This is a genomic window from Nitrospira sp. M1 (assembly GCF_965152605.1).
Genome location: NZ_OZ224217.1, coordinates 3445614 through 3461700, shown reverse-complemented (window position 1 = coordinate 3461700; position 16087 = coordinate 3445614). Strand labels below are relative to the sequence as shown.

11 protein-coding genes are annotated in these 16087 nt (G+C 47.8%); 5 read left to right on the top strand and 6 right to left on the bottom strand.

The annotated features are described in order from the left end of the window. Window positions 1-328 precede the first annotated feature (328 nt). Together ACWHX8_RS15565 and ACWHX8_RS15560 are read left to right on the top strand one after the other, a co-directional pair. Window positions 329-3382, top strand: coding sequence for a DUF748 domain-containing protein (locus ACWHX8_RS15565; RefSeq protein ID WP_447969052.1), 3054 nt, complete (start codon window positions 329-331; stop codon window positions 3380-3382). A gap of 113 nt (window positions 3383-3495) precedes the next feature. Then, complete coding sequence (locus tag ACWHX8_RS15560) at window positions 3496-4290, top strand: DUF1295 domain-containing protein (RefSeq protein WP_447969051.1); 795 nt, start codon at window positions 3496-3498, stop codon at window positions 4288-4290. 12 nt (window positions 4291-4302) lie between these two features. On the opposite strand, the gene ACWHX8_RS15555 is transcribed toward ACWHX8_RS15560, so the two are convergent. Beyond that, window positions 4303-5604, bottom strand: a complete 1302-nt coding sequence (locus tag ACWHX8_RS15555) for an AmpG family muropeptide MFS transporter (RefSeq protein ID WP_447969050.1) — start codon at window positions 5602-5604, stop codon at window positions 4303-4305. A 761-nt stretch (window positions 5605-6365) separates the two neighbouring features. On the opposite strand from ACWHX8_RS15555, the gene ACWHX8_RS15550 reads away from it, so the two are divergent. Both ACWHX8_RS15550 and ACWHX8_RS15545 read left to right on the top strand, forming a co-directional pair. Continuing rightward, on the top strand, window positions 6366-9416 hold the full coding sequence (locus ACWHX8_RS15550) for a PAS domain S-box protein (protein ID WP_447969049.1): 3051 nt from the start codon (window positions 6366-6368) through the stop codon (window positions 9414-9416). 607 nt (window positions 9417-10023) lie between these two features. Beyond that, on the top strand, window positions 10024-10476 hold the full coding sequence (locus ACWHX8_RS15545) for a hypothetical protein (protein WP_447969048.1): 453 nt from the start codon (window positions 10024-10026) through the stop codon (window positions 10474-10476). Between the two features lie 75 nt (window positions 10477-10551). On the opposite strand, the gene ACWHX8_RS15540 is transcribed toward ACWHX8_RS15545, so the two are convergent. The 3 genes from ACWHX8_RS15540 to ACWHX8_RS15530 form a co-directional block, all read right to left on the bottom strand. Further along, window positions 10552-11112 carry a YqgE/AlgH family protein gene (locus ACWHX8_RS15540; protein ID WP_447969047.1) on the bottom strand — a complete coding sequence of 187 codons (561 nt, stop codon included), beginning with the start codon at window positions 11110-11112 and terminating at the stop codon, window positions 10552-10554. Between the two features lie 147 nt (window positions 11113-11259). Further along, window positions 11260-12168, bottom strand: a complete 909-nt coding sequence (locus ACWHX8_RS15535; RefSeq protein WP_447969046.1) for a hypothetical protein — start codon at window positions 12166-12168, stop codon at window positions 11260-11262. A gap of 207 nt (window positions 12169-12375) precedes the next feature. Continuing rightward, a complete protein-coding gene (locus ACWHX8_RS15530) occupies window positions 12376-12648 on the bottom strand; it encodes a Fe(2+)-trafficking protein (protein WP_447969045.1) in 273 nt (90 codons plus the stop codon). A 140-nt stretch (window positions 12649-12788) separates the two neighbouring features. Between ACWHX8_RS15530 and ACWHX8_RS15525 the strand changes: the two genes are divergently transcribed. Beyond that, the gene (locus tag ACWHX8_RS15525) at window positions 12789-13724 is read left to right on the top strand and encodes a Ppx/GppA phosphatase family protein (protein WP_447969044.1); all 936 of its coding nucleotides are present in this window, start codon (window positions 12789-12791) and stop codon (window positions 13722-13724) included. Window positions 13725-13751: 27 nt separating this feature from the next. Here the strand turns inward: ACWHX8_RS15525 and ACWHX8_RS15520 are convergent, their stop codons facing one another. Together ACWHX8_RS15520 and ACWHX8_RS15515 are read right to left on the bottom strand one after the other, a co-directional pair. Continuing rightward, window positions 13752-15254, bottom strand: coding sequence for a class I SAM-dependent methyltransferase (locus ACWHX8_RS15520; RefSeq protein WP_447969043.1), 1503 nt, complete (start codon window positions 15252-15254; stop codon window positions 13752-13754). A gap of 15 nt (window positions 15255-15269) precedes the next feature. Next, entirely contained in the window at window positions 15270-15971 is a 702-nt protein-coding gene (locus ACWHX8_RS15515) for a TenA family transcriptional regulator (RefSeq protein WP_447969042.1), read from the bottom strand. Window positions 15972-16087 lie beyond the last annotated feature (116 nt).

Genomic DNA, 16087 nt, shown 5'->3' with positions numbered 1-16087 from the left:
TTTAGTGAGATGCCGGTCTCGTCACGAAGTCTTCTCCATCCTCACTTCGCGGGGACACATTTGGGAGTCATGCTCAACGACTTTCTGGAGAGCCATTGAGGGTTCGTCCGTTTCCTCATCATTGCAAATGTGAGTGTATGGACAATCTTGTTGTGGAGTTGTGGAATGCTTTGTTAGAAGAGGTGCAAAGAGGTGTTTGCTCGTATGTCTCATGGTTGTCTTTCATGCCACGAACCGTTGTCTGTAGATGTATATAGTGAAATGGTAAACTCTATGGTATGGTCCTGGGCACTTTGCTATGAACGCTCTGTAATGGGTGAGATGAGTGATGGCATTCTTCCGTAATACAAAACGACTCGTCATTCTTCTGGTAAGTCTGGTGTTGCTGTACACCCTTGTTGGATTTGTGGTGATCCCGTGGGTTGCCAAGGAGAAGCTTCCGGTCATATTGACTGAGCAGCTTGGCCGTACAGCGGTGGTGGGCGACGTCGCGTTTAATCCCTTCACGCTTTCACTCAGTGTTCGTGACTTTGAAGTGCAGGAGCAAGACCAGAGCCCGTTGTTTGGATTTCAAGAACTCTTTGTGAACTTTCAGGTCTCGTCGGTGTTTCGTCAGGTGTATACCTTTGAACAGATTAAATTGGTGTTGCCGTACGGACTGCTGAAGATTCGACCGGATGGCACCATGAACGTTGCTGAGTTGGGGCCGACAACTTCTTCTGAGCCGGATGGAGAGTCTGCAGATGACGAATCCGTGCAAGAGGCTAGTGACGATACGGGTGTGCCGGCCATTGAAATTCATCGTATTGCGATTGAGCAAGGCATGGTTGAATTTCATGATGAATCTCGGCCGACTCCATTTCATGCTCATATTGTTCCGATTGAAATTTCCCTCAATAACTTTGCCACGCATCCTGATTTAGAAAACCCTTATTCCGTCACTGCCGAGTTAAGCGAAGGAGAGGTCTTTGAGTGGGAAGGGACGCTTGTGCTAGAGCCATTCAGTTCCACAGGGAAGATCTCGCTGACAGAATTACAGCTTCACACGCCATGGCGATATCTTCAGGACCAGCTACGTTTTGAGATACAAAAAGGGGTATTGAATGTCAGCACGGAATATCAGCTAACTATGCAAGGGGAACATCTCGAAACGAAATTGAGCAAGGGCGAACTTCATGTGAGCGAGTTGAGCATGGCGGCCAAGGGGAATGCGGACACGGTATTTGCTATTCCTTCCCTTGATGTGGAAGGCGTTACGGTTGATGTGACAGAGCAACAGGTGACTATTCCATTGATACGTTCCAAAGACGCTACGTTTGTGATCTGGTTGAATGACAAGGGCATAGTTAATTATCAGGAACTTTTTGCTCCCATAGATGCGTCAGAGCAGGGCCAGGGATCTGCACAAGATCCTCAACAAGATGCCTCTCCTTCTGACGATCCCTCGGCTCAGGAGAAGCCGTGGCTGATCGATGTCCAAGATTTCGCCGTGCAGAACTATGCAATTGATTTCGAGGATCGAACCCTGGAAATGCCGGCGTCACTCAATTTCACCGGGATTGATCTGCAAGTCAAGGGACTCGAGACGAACTTTGAGGAGCCATTTGATCTTTCCTTAGTATTGACCCTAAACGATTCAGGAAAAGTGAAGACGAAAGGAACCGTGGATGTGGATCCTGTCGTGGCTGACCTTGAGCTGAGCCTGTCCGAGGTTGCCCTTTCTTCCTTCGCTCCATATCTCTCCCCACATGTGCAGCTTGAGCTTGTTGATGGGGTTGTGGAACTGGAGGGGAGGATGACCTATCAGGATGCACCCACCGCCTCCCCGCTTGTTCATTACGGTGGACGCATTGCGCTCAATCGGTTTGTTGCTCGTGATCCTGAGTTAGATGAAGCGTTTTTGAAAGTCGAATCGCTTGCGGTCAATGGCTTGAATTTGGATGTTGCGCCGACGGCAGTGTCGATTGATGAGGTCGCGCTGTCAAAGCCCTTTATTAAAGCGACGATAGGTCCGGATGGAGCAATGAATGTCTCGCGGTTGTTTTCTCCCCCTGGTTCACAAGATGAACCGGAACAGGAATCGCAGGATGAGGCCTCGACTCCGTCCGAATCTGCTGATGGGGATCAAGAGCCGCTCTCTGTCAAGGTTGATAGAGTTCGTCTCGAGAATGCCGCTGCACAATTTGCCGATCAGTCCCTGGAACCGAATGTCCTCACCGGTATTCAAGAACTCACTGGGACGATTTCAGGACTTTCCTCGGCGCAAGTGGCGAAAGCCGATGTGAATCTCAAAGGAAAAGTTGATACGTATGCGCCCTTCGAAGTGAAAGGAAAAATTAATCCACTGAGTAAGGACGCCTACACTGACCTCTCGCTTGTGTTTGATAATGTGGATTTGACCGCAGTGTCCCCATATGCCGGAAAATACGCAGGTCACCCGATTACAAAGGGGAAGCTATCCCTTGATCTTGCCTACAAGATTGCTGAGCATGTCTTGGAAGGGGAAAACAAGGTTCTTGTCGATCAAATGACGATGGGTGCAGAGACGGGAAGCCCAGATGCCACGTCTTTGCCAGTTCCCTTAGCACTCGCGCTCCTCAAGGATCGGCATGGCAAAATCGATATTGATTTGCCGGTTCGAGGTGATCTGAATGATCCAGATTTCAGCTATGGCGGTGTGGTCATCCAGGCCTTACTCAATTTGCTTACGAAGGCGGTGGCCTCGCCCTTTAATCTTGTTGGAGGGCTTATCGGAGGAGGAAGCGATGACCTGCAGTTCGTGGAATTTGACCTTGGATCTCAGGAGTTGAAGGAGAAAGAACAGGAAAAACTACAATCGTTAGCCAAGGCACTTGTTGAGCGTCCGGCGCTGAGGCTGGAAGTCACGGGAACGGCCGATCCGACGCATGATCGGATCGCTCTGGCTGAGGCCAAGCTTGGAGCTCAGCTCGATACGCTGCGTGACAGTGAGGAGGCAGCCATGAGTGATGATGAATACCATCGTGTGATTCGTGAACTTTTTGTTCAGCAGTTCGGCGAAGCTCAAGCAACGAAGCTAGAGTCCGTTCCTGACAATGATCAGGAGACAGAATCACGTTCAGATGATGTGCTCGAGGCTAAGGACGCAGATGTCAATGCTAAGGACAATGAGTCTGTACAGGGGGAACCCTGGGAACGTATGAAACGTCAATTAGTCGAGGCGATAGATGTAGACGAACATGCTGTTCGTCTCTTAGCGCAGCGACGCGCCCAAGTCATCCGCGATCATCTGATTCAACAGGGGGAAATCCCGGAAGAGCAGGTATTTCTGATCGAAGTCCAGTTAAATGCTCAAGCCGAAGAGAATCTCGTGCGTAGTCCCCTTTCATTGAACGCAGGATAGTGCAAGATGCGCTATGGAAATTGAGAAATGGAAATTGAAAATTTACGATCCTTCAATTTTACTTAGATTGTATTCTTAAATTTTCACTTTTCATTGTATCATTTTTCGCTCGTATGTCCTTTCTCTCTCTTTCCTTTGATTTTCTTCTCATCGTCTGGCTGAGTGGGGCCATCGTCATGCTTGGCCTGTGGTGTTTCTACTGTTTTCATCGTAATGCGGTCCTTGCCGATGTCGGGTTTTGTCTGCTCTTCGGTGTCCTGAGTATCGTCTCTGTGAATTTGCTTCCAGGAGATATCTTGCGAAAAGGACTCGTCGGCGCAATGGGGGCAGTTTATGCATTTCGCTTAGCCGGGCATCTATGTGTTCATCGGATCTATGGCAAATTCGAAGATGCTCGATATCAGACACTTCGAAACAACATGGGACGTTGGGCGCCCTTGGGGTTCTTTGTCTATTTTCAAGGACAAGCCCTAGCCGTGGTCATTTTTTTTATCCCATTGTTCGTTCTCATGAGCAATCCGTATCCGCCGTTTGCGATAGGAGAAATTCTGGGAATGATGCTTTGGATTTTCGCGATGACGGGAGAAGCGTTGGCAGACTCTCAATTAGCGAAATTTCGTCAAATTCCTGAGAATGCGGGGAAAATATATCGTGATGGGTTCTGGCGGTATTCTCGTCACCCCAATTACTTTTTTGAGGGAATGATCTGGACTTCCTATGTTGTGATGGCGATTGGAGTCCCGTATGGTGGGCTTACGCTGATTGGGCCGGTGCTGATGATTACAGCACTTCTCAAGGTAAGCGGCATTCCTTATGCTGAGGCTCAGGCGTTGTCGACACGTGGGGAGGAGTATCGTGAGTATCAACGGACCACCAGTACTTTTGTCCCATGGTTTCCCAAGAAATGACCGGATGGTGGGTTATCGGCTTTCTTCAGCGGGAAGTGCCTGGTGCGTTTCTCTCGATGCCTCATCGGCTTTGAGCTTGGCGATTCGTCCAATGAGCAGAAGTCCCGGCAAGGCAATGAGCGTACAAAACGTATAGAAGATTTCCCAGCCAACCCAGTCAGCGAGGAGGCCCGTTGTTGATCCTGCGATCACGCGTGGAACACCCATTAAACTTGTCAGTAGGGCATATTGTGTGGCGGTAAATCGTTTATTCGTGATGCTGGCCATGAAGGCGACATAGGCCGTCTGTCCTAGACCACTGGTGATTGTTTCAAAGGCGATGACAGCTGTCAGAATTACGAGGTGATTTCCTGCAATCGCCAGTATCACGAACCCGGCCGTCGAGATCATTTGTAAGATGCCAAAAATCCAGAGAGAACGGATGATCCCAAGTCGGTAAATCACTAATCCCCCCAACAGGCCTCCAACAATTAAGGCCACCATCCCAAATAATTTGACGACCATGGCATATTGTGTTTTAGAAACTCCGAGATCGACCATCAATGGGGAAATCATTTCTGACCCCATGCTGTCTCCAAGTTTATAGAGAAGGATGAAGGCCACAACCAGGATAGCGTGTGGTCGCGAGAAAAATTCTACAAACGGCCCGACGATCGCTTCTTGAAGTGATGCAGGGAGGGGATAATCTCTTGTCGGTTCTTGAGCAAGCCATGTCGCAACGATGCCGATCAACATGCAGGCTCCCATGATGAGATAGACATCTTGCCATGAGAAGAGGTCTTGATCAGCGAGGAAGAGTGCAAGGGCACCCGAGGTCAGCATACCGAGTCGGTATCCATAGATAAAGATTGAAGAGCCGATGCCGAGCTCTTCATCTGTTAATGCCTCGCGTCGATAGGCATCCAAGACTATATCCTGACTTGCACTGAAAAACGTAATAAGGAGGCAGAGTGTGACGAGACTGGGTACATGCGTGAGAGGATTGGTGAGTGCAATTGCACTGATGGAAAGGAGTAGGGCAATCTGACTAATAAGCATCCATCCGCGCCGTCGACCGAAGTCGATGGGAACGAAACGATCCATCAAGGGAGCCCAAAGAAATTTGAGCGTATAGGGCAAGCCGACAAGACTGAAAAAGCCGATGGTGCTGAGATCGAGTCCCTCTTCACGCAGCCAAAATTTTAAGGTTGATCCTGTGAGGAGTAACGGTAAGCCGGAGGCGAACCCCGTCAGCAACATGATGAGCATCTTGTGGCTGACTAAGAGCTTGACGAAATCCATCAACCAATGATTTGACCGAATTTCAGTGTTCATACGTATGAGATTACCACGTGATCTAGATTGCGTCTTCCATAAGTCTTGAAAGAGAAAGGCTCGGTCAGCATGCAGGCATGATCATGATTTTCAGTAATACACTGGCAGGTTGAAATACTTTTCTGGTGAAGTCGGAATTGGTCTCATCAATTTTGACGCCAGAAGCTTCGGTAGCGTGTTATAGCATATATCCTTTTATCCAATCAGACAGAACGTCAATCATTTTTTCAAACAGGAATATGTATGCGGTGTCGAGCCCAATTTTGTTCCATGCAGTTCTATTTATTTGGGGGAGACTTTTTCCTATTGGAGCTCATTGAATATTTACAAACATGGGGTTGTCCTGGATAACTCTTTCATTGAGTCGAAAGCGATGAATGCAACCGTGGGTAGGCAGTCCATGCTTTATCAAAGAAGTAAGCGAATGTATTGGAAATGCCTTGCAGAGAAGGGAGGGAGGTGTCAGCGTAGAGTATTCCAACATAATTTATGGTACACATCGTATTTCTCTAGGTTGCGCAAGATATGTGCTGTGGTATAATTCGTTGTTGATTTGTCTAATATTCGTTCCCTGTCTACCTTATTTATATTTCTCTTTCTTACGTTCCATACTATCGATTCCATTCATACCATTCGAGAGGTGTCTTCTATTTTTTCGCGACGTTTTCATTGGCTGACTCATACGAACTTATTGATTTTCTCTCAATAAACGTTCCTGCCGTTGTGTAGCCGGAGCTAAATGCCAATGAAAGAGTCGATGTATGAACCAAGATCCTTCTTCTCCTCCTTCGCTTTCTGAGTCAAAGCGGGACGTTCCTCATTTGGATCAACTTCAGTTGCCCACTCACATTCATGCGCGTCAGCATGCGCTTTCCTCTATAGCCAACCAAAAGCTTCTTTTAGAAAAAATTGCCATTGGTGAATCTTTGCCAGATATCCTGACTCTTTTTTGTCAGAAGATTGAGGGGCAGTTTCCAGAAATGTGGTGTTCTATTCTTCTGTTGCATGGTGAAACCTTACGTCATATTGCCGCACCCAGCTTGCCGGATTCCTATATTCGAAAAATTGACGGAGTGAGTATCGGGCCAGAGACCGGGTCATGTGGAGCTGCGGCATTTGAACGAGAAACCGTCATTGTGTCTGATATTGCCAGTGATTTTCGTTGGAATGAGTATAAGGATCTTGCAATAGAGCATGGCTTTCGGGCCTGTTGGTCAACTCCGATATTTTCTTCGACCGGTAACGTTCTCGGGACCTTTGCCCTGTATTTTCCTGAACCTCGGACTCCGGACGGCATGCAGCACGGGCTTATTGAGATTTATGCTCATCTTGCGGGTATGGTGATTGAGCGTGCACGACTTGAGGAAACACTCTCGAATAATACTGCCCGCTTTGAACGGCTTGTGAAGTCGGCTCACTTTATTCCATGGGAGATGGAATATGCGACATGGCGAATGCTGTACATTGGCCCCCAAGTTCAACAACTCCTCGGGTTTCCTGAATCGCATTGGGCTCAGGATCAGGCGTGGGAGGGGTGCATTCATCCTGATGATCATGAATGGGTCTTAGCCTATTGTCGTGATACTGCAAAGCAACAGCAAAACTTTGAACTTGAATATCGATTGAAAACCGCGAGCGGTGGGACTGTCTGGATCCATGATCTTGTGAGTGTCGTGTATGATCAGCATGATGAGCCGAAATTTCTTCAAGGGTTCCTCCTTGATATTACTAAACAGAAAGAAGCTGAGGTTGCGATCCAAAAAAGTGAAGAGCGGTTTCAGGCTATTTTCGATAATTCCCCGGCCTTGGTCTTTGTCAAAGATCCACATGGTCGGTATTTGATGGTCAATCGTCAATGGGAGGATCGGTTTTCCTTGTCGCGAAAGGATGTAATCGGAAAAACGGTTCATGATGTATTTCCACAGGAAATAGCGGATGTGTTGTTTGCCAATGATCGGCAGGTTCATGAAGCGCAAGCGGCGATCGAGTTTGAAGAGGTTGTTCCTCAAGATGGTGGTGAGCGTACGTATCTTTCTATTAAATTTCCTGTTCCCGCTTTTCACGAAGAGTCGAATGTTATTTGTGGAATGGCAACAGATATTACCGAGCGAAAACGAGCTGAGCAGCTCTTGCAAGCTCAGAATACGGTCTTACAGCTGTTGGCATGTGATGAACCGCTCAGTCATGTCCTCGAAAAAATCTGCCTCTTAATCGAGCAGCAACGAGCCGGCACCTATTGTTCCATTCTTCTGCTCGATTATGATGGGAGAACTCTACGTTTAGGGGCCGCTCCATCACTTCCTGAAGAGTTTAGTCAGGGACTTGATGGACTGACGGTTGGAGATCTCAGTGGATCGTGCGGGTCCGCGGTATTTTTAGGTAAACCGGTGATCGTCTCTGATGTCAGGCAAGACCCTCGCTTCGCAAAATTTGGAGATTTTCCTGAACAACATGGCATTCGAGCCTGTTGGTCGACTCCATTTTTTGGGAAAGACGAGAAAGTGTTAGGCTCATTTTGTATTGCACACCCGTCGGCGTGCTCCCCAACTGCGTATGATCAGCATCTCATGACGACCGGGGCGCATCTGGCCAGTATTGCCTGTGAGCGGCATGGTACCGAACTGGCTCTTAGAGATAGCGAAAACAAACTTCGGCAGTCACAGAAAATGGAAGCTATCGGGACATTGGCTGGAGGCATCGCGCATGATTTTAACAATATCTTAACCGCGATTCTTGGGTTTAATGAATTGGCCCGTTCATTTCTCCCAGCAACCAGTCCAGTGTATCGATATCTTGAAGAAGTGCATGCCGCTGGAATTCGAGCCAAAGGTCTCACTAAACAAATTCTTGTCTTTAGTCGTCAGACAGATCAAGAGCTCAAACCGATACATTTGCCACAGGTCATTGAAGAAGCCCTTCGATTTCTTCGAGCAACGCTCCCAACAACCATTGAAATCAACACTTCACTCAAAAATGAGGTTAGCCCGATCATCGGCGATCCTATTCAAATTCATCAGGTGTTGATGAACCTGTGTACGAATGCGGCACAGGCTATGGGGGAAAGTGGTGGTCTGCTGGAGGTGAGTTTAGAACATTGCCTCCTCACGGATGAAGAGAATGGACGCGCATTTTCTGGGCAAGCCTATTCTGAGAGAGAGATGAAGGGGCGATCGTATTTGAAGCTTACGATTCGTGATACTGGCCCTGGCATACCACCAGAGATTCTCGATAGAATATTCGATCCATTTTTTACCACAAAAGATGCCGGTGATGGAGTTGGACTTGGATTGTCTGTCGTGCATGGCATTCTTTCAAACCACAATGGGGGGATCATCGTTGATAGTGTGTTGGGTAAGGGAACGACCTTTACGATATTTTTGCCTGAACTCAATGTCACATCCGTAGAGGAACGATCAAATGAGGTCTCGCTGAAGATTGGAGCAGGAGAGCGCATTTTATTTGTTGAGGATGAAGAGTCAATTGCTCACCTGGGAAAGGAAATTTTAAAACAACTTGGCTATAACGTGAGAGTCGAGACGCAAAGTGTTGCTGCCCTGAAAGTCTTTTGTGAGGCTCCGGAAGATTTTGACCTTGTGATCACAGACCAAACAATGCCCAATATGACTGGTGAAGTGCTTTCACAAGAACTGCTGCGTCGACGCCCGGATATTCCGATTATCCTCTGCACGGGGTATAGCCCTGGCATGACACCAGAAAAAGCTCGAGACTTGGGAATTCGGGCCTTCTTATGGAAGCCCCTTCTTCTGCATGACCTGAGTGAGACTATTCACCAAGTCCTTTCGTCTTCATAGGTCTGTGTACGGTCTGATTAAAAATAGGAGCGTAGGTTTATAGCGTGTCTGATTTCCTGTAGTTGAAATGTCTGGCTGCAGGTCAGTTCCGTTGTGCCCATGCAATAACCATTGGTTTGACATTGATGGCGTGGGATCTAACATTTTACGGAGTTGATAGTGGTCTAGTTCTTGCTCGTTCATTGAATAGATAGATGATTGAGCGGTATGGAGTCTAAGCCGTAGGCGAATTATGCTTGGTTCGGCAGGTAGCATGAAGCCATTAATCGTTGTAAGTGGTTGACATATCGTTAATTAAGAGGCATTGGTCTTACTTTGTGTTCGTTCAGGAGTTTGTCGGGACGAACAGCGTGACGGTCATAATTTTGATATTTTCCGTATCGGATTGGATAATATCTGTAATCCAGGAAAGGACTATTCACGAGGACCTCACATGAGCAACGTTCATTGCACATGCTTGATGATGTCTTGGCATCGGGTATCTGGGAAGAATGAGTCAGTTTCAATACCTTGCGGCAGTATCTGGAAACGGTGTGCCCAGGCTATTGATTGAAACAATAGATGTGAGTATTGGCTGTATGGGAGATGTGGCTATGGTAGGAATGGCATGATGGTATCGACAACATCAGATTATTTTTTTGTGACGGCTGTTCCGACTTCCATGTGGGGACGTGTGTTACGGTATTGTCAGTCTCAGCCTATTGGCAATGGGCGACTCTCACCGTACATCTTTGAAGCCCAAGCATGTCTGACCTTGAATGTAAAACCGTTTCATGACGGTTGGGCTTCTCCGCACCCACTTCCGCATGGCACCTTCTTTTCTGAACGATATCATCAACATACAATCTTTGATATTGTCCAGGCGGTTCGAGAAGGGGAGTTGGATAGCAAAGTTTTAACGTATCCTGAGTTACTCGAGGGGCACGATACGGCCATTGTCTATTTTTGGCCGGACGAAAAAGTATCAGAGTATGAAGAGATTGAAAGTGACTATTCTTTGAATCAGAGGGTGCATGAACTGTTTGAAAGTCTAATGAATCAGGCGATACGACATTTATAGCGTATGTTTGTGCACCAAGGAAGGACAACAGTGAGTGCGATTGAGAGAGCCGCATCTCCCGACGAACAGGAAGAACTAGTTTAAAGTTGGATCTGCAGGCATATCCATGTAGATTTTATAGCTTTCATCTAACGATTGAATTATTTCTCCCCACAACAATGCAGGGTCTTTCTCAAATACCCATGTAGGGTCGGCGGGGAGTGTCAACCATGACCCGGTCTGCATCTCATTTTCAAGCTGCCCGGGAGCCCACCCTGAATACCCCATAAAGGCACGAAACATTTCATTGCTTGACGGTTCTTCCAAGATTCGTTCAAGCGTTTGCACATTCCCACCTAAATACACTCCATCGACCACGTGGTGTGTGTCTGATGGTTCTTCTGGAACGCGATACAGAATAAGTAAGCTGTTTTTTTGAACCGGTCCCCCGGTAAAGACGTGATGACGCTGCCCCTCAATGATGGGGATTTGAGGAAGCACTTCGGTGATATTGATTTCCGTAGGTCGATTTATGACGACGCCTAGAGCGCCTTCATGACCATGTTCGCAGAGGAGAATAACGGTCTGCCGAAAATTCGGGTCACGCAAGGACGGGGTGGCAATAAGGAAAATTCCTTTTTCTAACTCAATTCCCATTCGTTTATCCTAACGTGACTGCATGACAGGTTCAAGGGGGAAGACCAAGGGCTTGACACGTGTTTTCCAGGCTTGGTTGCTTATATAATTTCTATGAATTTGTGAGACGATGTAGAGGGAATGTAAGCGCGCGTATCCCTGGGGTCTCTATGGAGTATGGGTTGATTGTTGTTTAGGCGACGTTGTATTCGGTATGGCTTCATTATTGAGAAGAGATGTGGGATTTATAAGGTTGGATTGATCTGTAGGGGGCTCAATTGTCTGCGTTTGATCCTTGAGATGTTCAGGGGGTTCAAGGAGAGCCTCCAGAATTTTTTTTTGGAATTGCTCTAATAATGTCGGTGGTGAGTCTGTGGGGTCAGAGTCGTTCTCGAGAGATTTCAAGAGTGTGGTCACGAATGTTGGGAATCGGTTTCCTAATTGTTCTGGGTCAAGCTGAAAGAGTTCTTGTGCTTTTTGTAATTTCCCTAGAATGTATTCAAGGGCATTGATTTCTTCTAGGTTTGCCTGATCACCTGCTCTTGCACGTTCATGCAATCCTGCTCCTCCAGGAATAGCAACTCGAGTAGACTGTGTGGCCAAGGAGACGGACGTTGATTGACGAACAAAAAGGGCTGCGTGAGAAAGGGTTTCAAGTTTTGCTAGAGAAACGGCAGCATTCGTGGCTTTCTCCGTGCGACCCTGTTCTAATTCTTGAAGGATATTTTGTGCTGACGTGAGAAATGCTTGAATGTCGGCTTGTTCTTGTTCATTGAGATCGCCTTCAACGAGTAGATTGAAGTGCTGTTGGATAGAGGTGCTGAATTGCTGGCCTTGGATGCTCACTTTCTGGTCATTGCTCAGTCCTTGAAATGTGTAGGTTCCGAAGGATGTATTGACTTCTGAGGCAGATGACAGTGAAACTCGGTCACCTTCTGCTGTTACAAACGTAAAATTGGTGGTGTTCAGGGAGCGTGAGCGAGCGTGCAGTTGATTCGATGTCGCGGTGAATGAGGGGGGAGTGGAATTTTGCTGAATGTTCGGAAAAGAACTTCCCACCTGAGCTAATGAAGACATGCGACTCTCCTTCGAACCATTTATATTGCTGGTGCATCTTCAAAGGGGTATCGGTTTGTATAAAAAGAATCTAAAGGAAGGCAAGTCCACGCATAGGCGAAGCAGGTGATCGGGCTTTAGCCACGAAAATGAATGTGGACAGCTAAGGATATCGAAAATGCAGGTATCCTGACGTGGCGGTTATAAACGATTCAGGTACTGGTAGGATTACGTCCGGTAGTCCTTAAATTCAGCTGTGGCATCCGGGAGTTTGAAGAAGGCGCGCATTTGATTTTTAAGCGTCTCTCGTGCACTTTCATCTCCCAGGTTTAAACGGTATTCATTGATGACCATGGTTTTGACTCCGCCTGGGCCATTCCATTCATTCCAGCAATCCTGGCAGACATTATTTTTAATTTCTTGCTCTAATTTTCCTAGGAATAAATTATCCGTCATCATTTCTGATGTTTTTTCGCATTTCAGACAAGCAATTTCAGACATATAATCCGGAGCTCCTTTGCCAATGAAGAGGTCATTGAAACGGTGAATGTAATGATCATGGAATCCTATCACACCTCTTTGTCGAAGGAAAAGATGAAAATGAGATATATGTATGCATCGATCAAAGGAGGGGGCTTACGGTGATTGCCGGGGGTATTGATATCGGAACGTTGACCTGTCGGCTGTTAGTTGCTGACATTACTCCAGAAGGAAGCATGCAAGAGATCGATTCGGATCGTCGAATCTTACGCTTGGGAGAAGGGGTGGATCATGAGGGGCGGCTCAATGGCCAGGCCATGAAGAGGGTGATCGACGTCCTTGGTGAGTGGCGGACGAGATTTGCACATTGTCAGGTCGACGCGACCGTGCTTGTGGCGACTAGTGCTGTTCGAGACGCCAGCAATCAACTGGAGTTCTTGGAGAGAGTGAGGCTGGAGACAGGGTTTTCGATAGAGGTATTGAGTGGAGACGAAGAAGCGCGTCGCACAGTACTCGGAATCAAATTTGGTCTTCCATCTGAAATTGGCGAATGTGTCGGTCTAGACATCGGTGGAGGAAGTACGGAGTTTATTCGAATGACCCGTGAGGGGCAGTCAATCGTTGCTTCACTTGATATTGGCGCGATCCGGTTAACTGAGCGGTATTTGCATTCAGACCCACCGAATGAACAGGAGGTGCTTGCGACCGAACGACTGATCAATGAACAGCTACAGACTTTCCAAGTACAATGGGGTGACCTGGCCTCTGCCACGCTTGTGGGGACAGCTGGGACCGTGACGACCTTAGCAGCAATGGCACAGCAGTTGTTACGTTATGAGCCAGCCCGCATCCACAATTACTGGCTAACCCTTGAGAAGATTCGTGAGTTAGAGCATGACGTGCGCTCGCGCACGAGGGCTGAGCGTGCCCAGCTTCCTGGTCTAGAGGCAGGCCGAGAAGGCGTCATTGTCGCCGGTACGATCATTCTTCGAACGATTATGGAAACAATGGGATTTACGCGGTGTTTAGTCAGTGATTATGGATTGCGGGAGGGAATGCTGATTGATCTTATGAATAAGCGCACGCGCGATCGTTAGTCGTATTGTTGCACATCTCGAAGACATCTATCGTTGGCTATACCACCGAAATCCTTTGGATTCTTGATAGTTGGGACGATGAATTTTAGCGCCTGGCTTTTCAAGCATCAGCACTTTAAAGTCCCAGAGGCCGAACCATGCAGGGTCGAGCACGCTGTGATAATGCAAGCCGTTTAACTTCGGGAGCGTGTCGCCAAGCGTATGTTTGAGTTCATCTTGCGTGTAGGCACGAACCGCAAATGGGGTGTCGAGCGCTTCGCAAATGCGACGGATGGCGTAGGCGGCTCCAGTACAGAGGACTTGAGTCTCTCCTGAAATACTCAACAGTTGTGGCAGCGCACAATATTGTTCCCGAAATCCAAGGCCGCGTGCGGCGTGGCGCATATGTGAATATTGGACTTCGTATTCGGTGTGCCCCGGGAGTTTCACTGGTTCGGGATAGCCTGTTTCAATCCCAAATTCTATGAGAATGGCATGGCCCCCTGGTTTCAGCACTCGCCAGGCTTCTATGAGAAATGACAGTGCTCCATAATTAAAAATGATTTCATTGGGAAAGGGCTTATCGAGTGGTAAGTGGAGACGGCGGATAAGGTCTAATGCGGCTTGATGTTGAGGGGTGGTGCCCTCGTGTGACTCCAATTCCTTGGCCGTCAAGTGAACAGGCGTCATATCCGCTAAGTTTTCATTATCGATAATCAGATCGACACTTCCATCGGTAAATGGGAGTTGTTCCGCGTTCGCTTGAGTGGCTGAAGCGTTCCATCCAGCGGAGCGAGCCAGGCTTGTTTGCGAACCTAAAAACGGACGTGTCAGATCTAAGAATGTATAGCGAATGTTTCGACGTTCTTCTTCTCCTAATTCGCCAGCCAACTCTTTCGACACATACCCTAATCCTGCCCCTACTTCGACGATGCGTGTGGGGCGAGGGCTCAACCATCCCATTTTCCGGAGTGTTTGTCCTAGCAGTCGACCATAGGTCAGGCCATGTAAGGCTTCACAGGGTTCTCGGAAAAGATGGGAAACCGTTGTTTCAATGATTTCAAAATGCCCATGTTGTGTCTGAATTCCTTGCATATGAAACTTTGAAAGATGCCCTTCGGTTTCTTTAGCGACATTTCCGTGCCATCCTTCGCGCACACGTTGTAAGAGTAGGTCCCACTTCGCGTCCGCGCTGTGTCCGCTTGGCGCTTCAGATCCGTAAAAACAGAGTGAGTATCGCGGGAGCGCCCATCGTTCTAAAAACCATTGGCCGGTTTCTTGATTCGGTCCACAGATCCATTTCCCAAATCGACTGACCAAGGCGGCTAGGGTTGAATGGCCGTCCATAGCCCCCAGGAGTGAGGCTCCCATGCGGTTCAGTTGGATCAAGGGTAAATCTTCATCGAGTGGGCTGACCCACCATTCTTCTGGACCATGCTGATAGATGATCAGGTCGGGCATACGCCATGCGCGTTGATGGAGGATCTCGCCTTCGAGTGTGAGCGGTTCGTCAGACTGTTGCGCACGGGTAGAAATCGTTGTGTCTTGCACGGGTATGTTCCTCATCTAGGCACATGAATCAAAAACCGTCCGATGCATGCCCTTCCAGAAGCTGTGCCATGCTTCGACGGTTTGTCGGGCTCCAAGAGCGACCTGCTCAAGGTCTTCGTAATTTTTTGCGGTGTGGCGTACGCCTTGTGTCATCCAATCGCTGTGAGCCATTTCTTCTTCAAGATGCATCGAAAAAAATGTGAGATCATGTGGCGTGAATTGTGGATACTTCTGTAACCCTGGAAGAAAATACTGAAATTCTGAAATGGCAGTTGTTTCAATTGCCCATTCCGCGCCAAGGGCTTGTAAATATCCGGCTTCCATGAAGAGGTTGTGCACAATGTCGAGATATCCCTGGACTTCTGGGACAGGTTGAGTCTGTCGTAAGTCCTGCTTACTGATTTCAGCTGCCTCGGCAAAACGTTCGAGTTGCCGAATATGCGCGTGATTCAGTGATCCACTTCCGAGCTCGGAATAGAGGGTTTTCGTGAGTTCGACGCGCATTTCCAATTCTTCAAGTGGCGTCTGATAAAGCAGCCCCTCTAAGAGTTTGACGAACCGATGACAGAAAAAATGATATTGCTTGATAAACCTTTGTAGTTGAGCCGTTGTGAGAACACGATCTCTGAAATCCACGAAAAAGTCATTGCTGTTGACGGGATGTGTTCTCAGTTCATTCAACAACGAGTCAATAGTGAGGGGTTGTAGAGTCTTCACGAACGCGTATCTCTCGTTTCGTCTATAGCATATCCCTGCTTGGAACGTTGAAAGATTACACCAACACAGGAAATGCTCGCAAGCGGAAGGACGTGCCGTCTGCCACGAATTATGAA

Coding starts and splice junctions, on each gene's coding strand:
- ACWHX8_RS15530 (WP_447969045.1), bottom strand. CDS start 12,648: ATGTCTGAAATTGCTTGTCTGAAATGCGAAAAAACATCAGAAATGATG.
- ACWHX8_RS15560 (WP_447969051.1), top strand. CDS start 3,496: ATGTCCTTTCTCTCTCTTTCCTTTGATTTTCTTCTCATCGTCTGGCTG.
- ACWHX8_RS15550 (WP_447969049.1), top strand. CDS start 6,366: ATGAACCAAGATCCTTCTTCTCCTCCTTCGCTTTCTGAGTCAAAGCGG.
- ACWHX8_RS15545 (WP_447969048.1), top strand. CDS start 10,024: ATGATGGTATCGACAACATCAGATTATTTTTTTGTGACGGCTGTTCCG.
- ACWHX8_RS15540 (WP_447969047.1), bottom strand. CDS start 11,112: ATGGGAATTGAGTTAGAAAAAGGAATTTTCCTTATTGCCACCCCGTCC.
- ACWHX8_RS15555 (WP_447969050.1), bottom strand. CDS start 5,604: ATGAACACTGAAATTCGGTCAAATCATTGGTTGATGGATTTCGTCAAG.
- ACWHX8_RS15535 (WP_447969046.1), bottom strand. CDS start 12,168: ATGTCTTCATTAGCTCAGGTGGGAAGTTCTTTTCCGAACATTCAGCAA.
- ACWHX8_RS15565 (WP_447969052.1), top strand. CDS start 329: ATGGCATTCTTCCGTAATACAAAACGACTCGTCATTCTTCTGGTAAGT.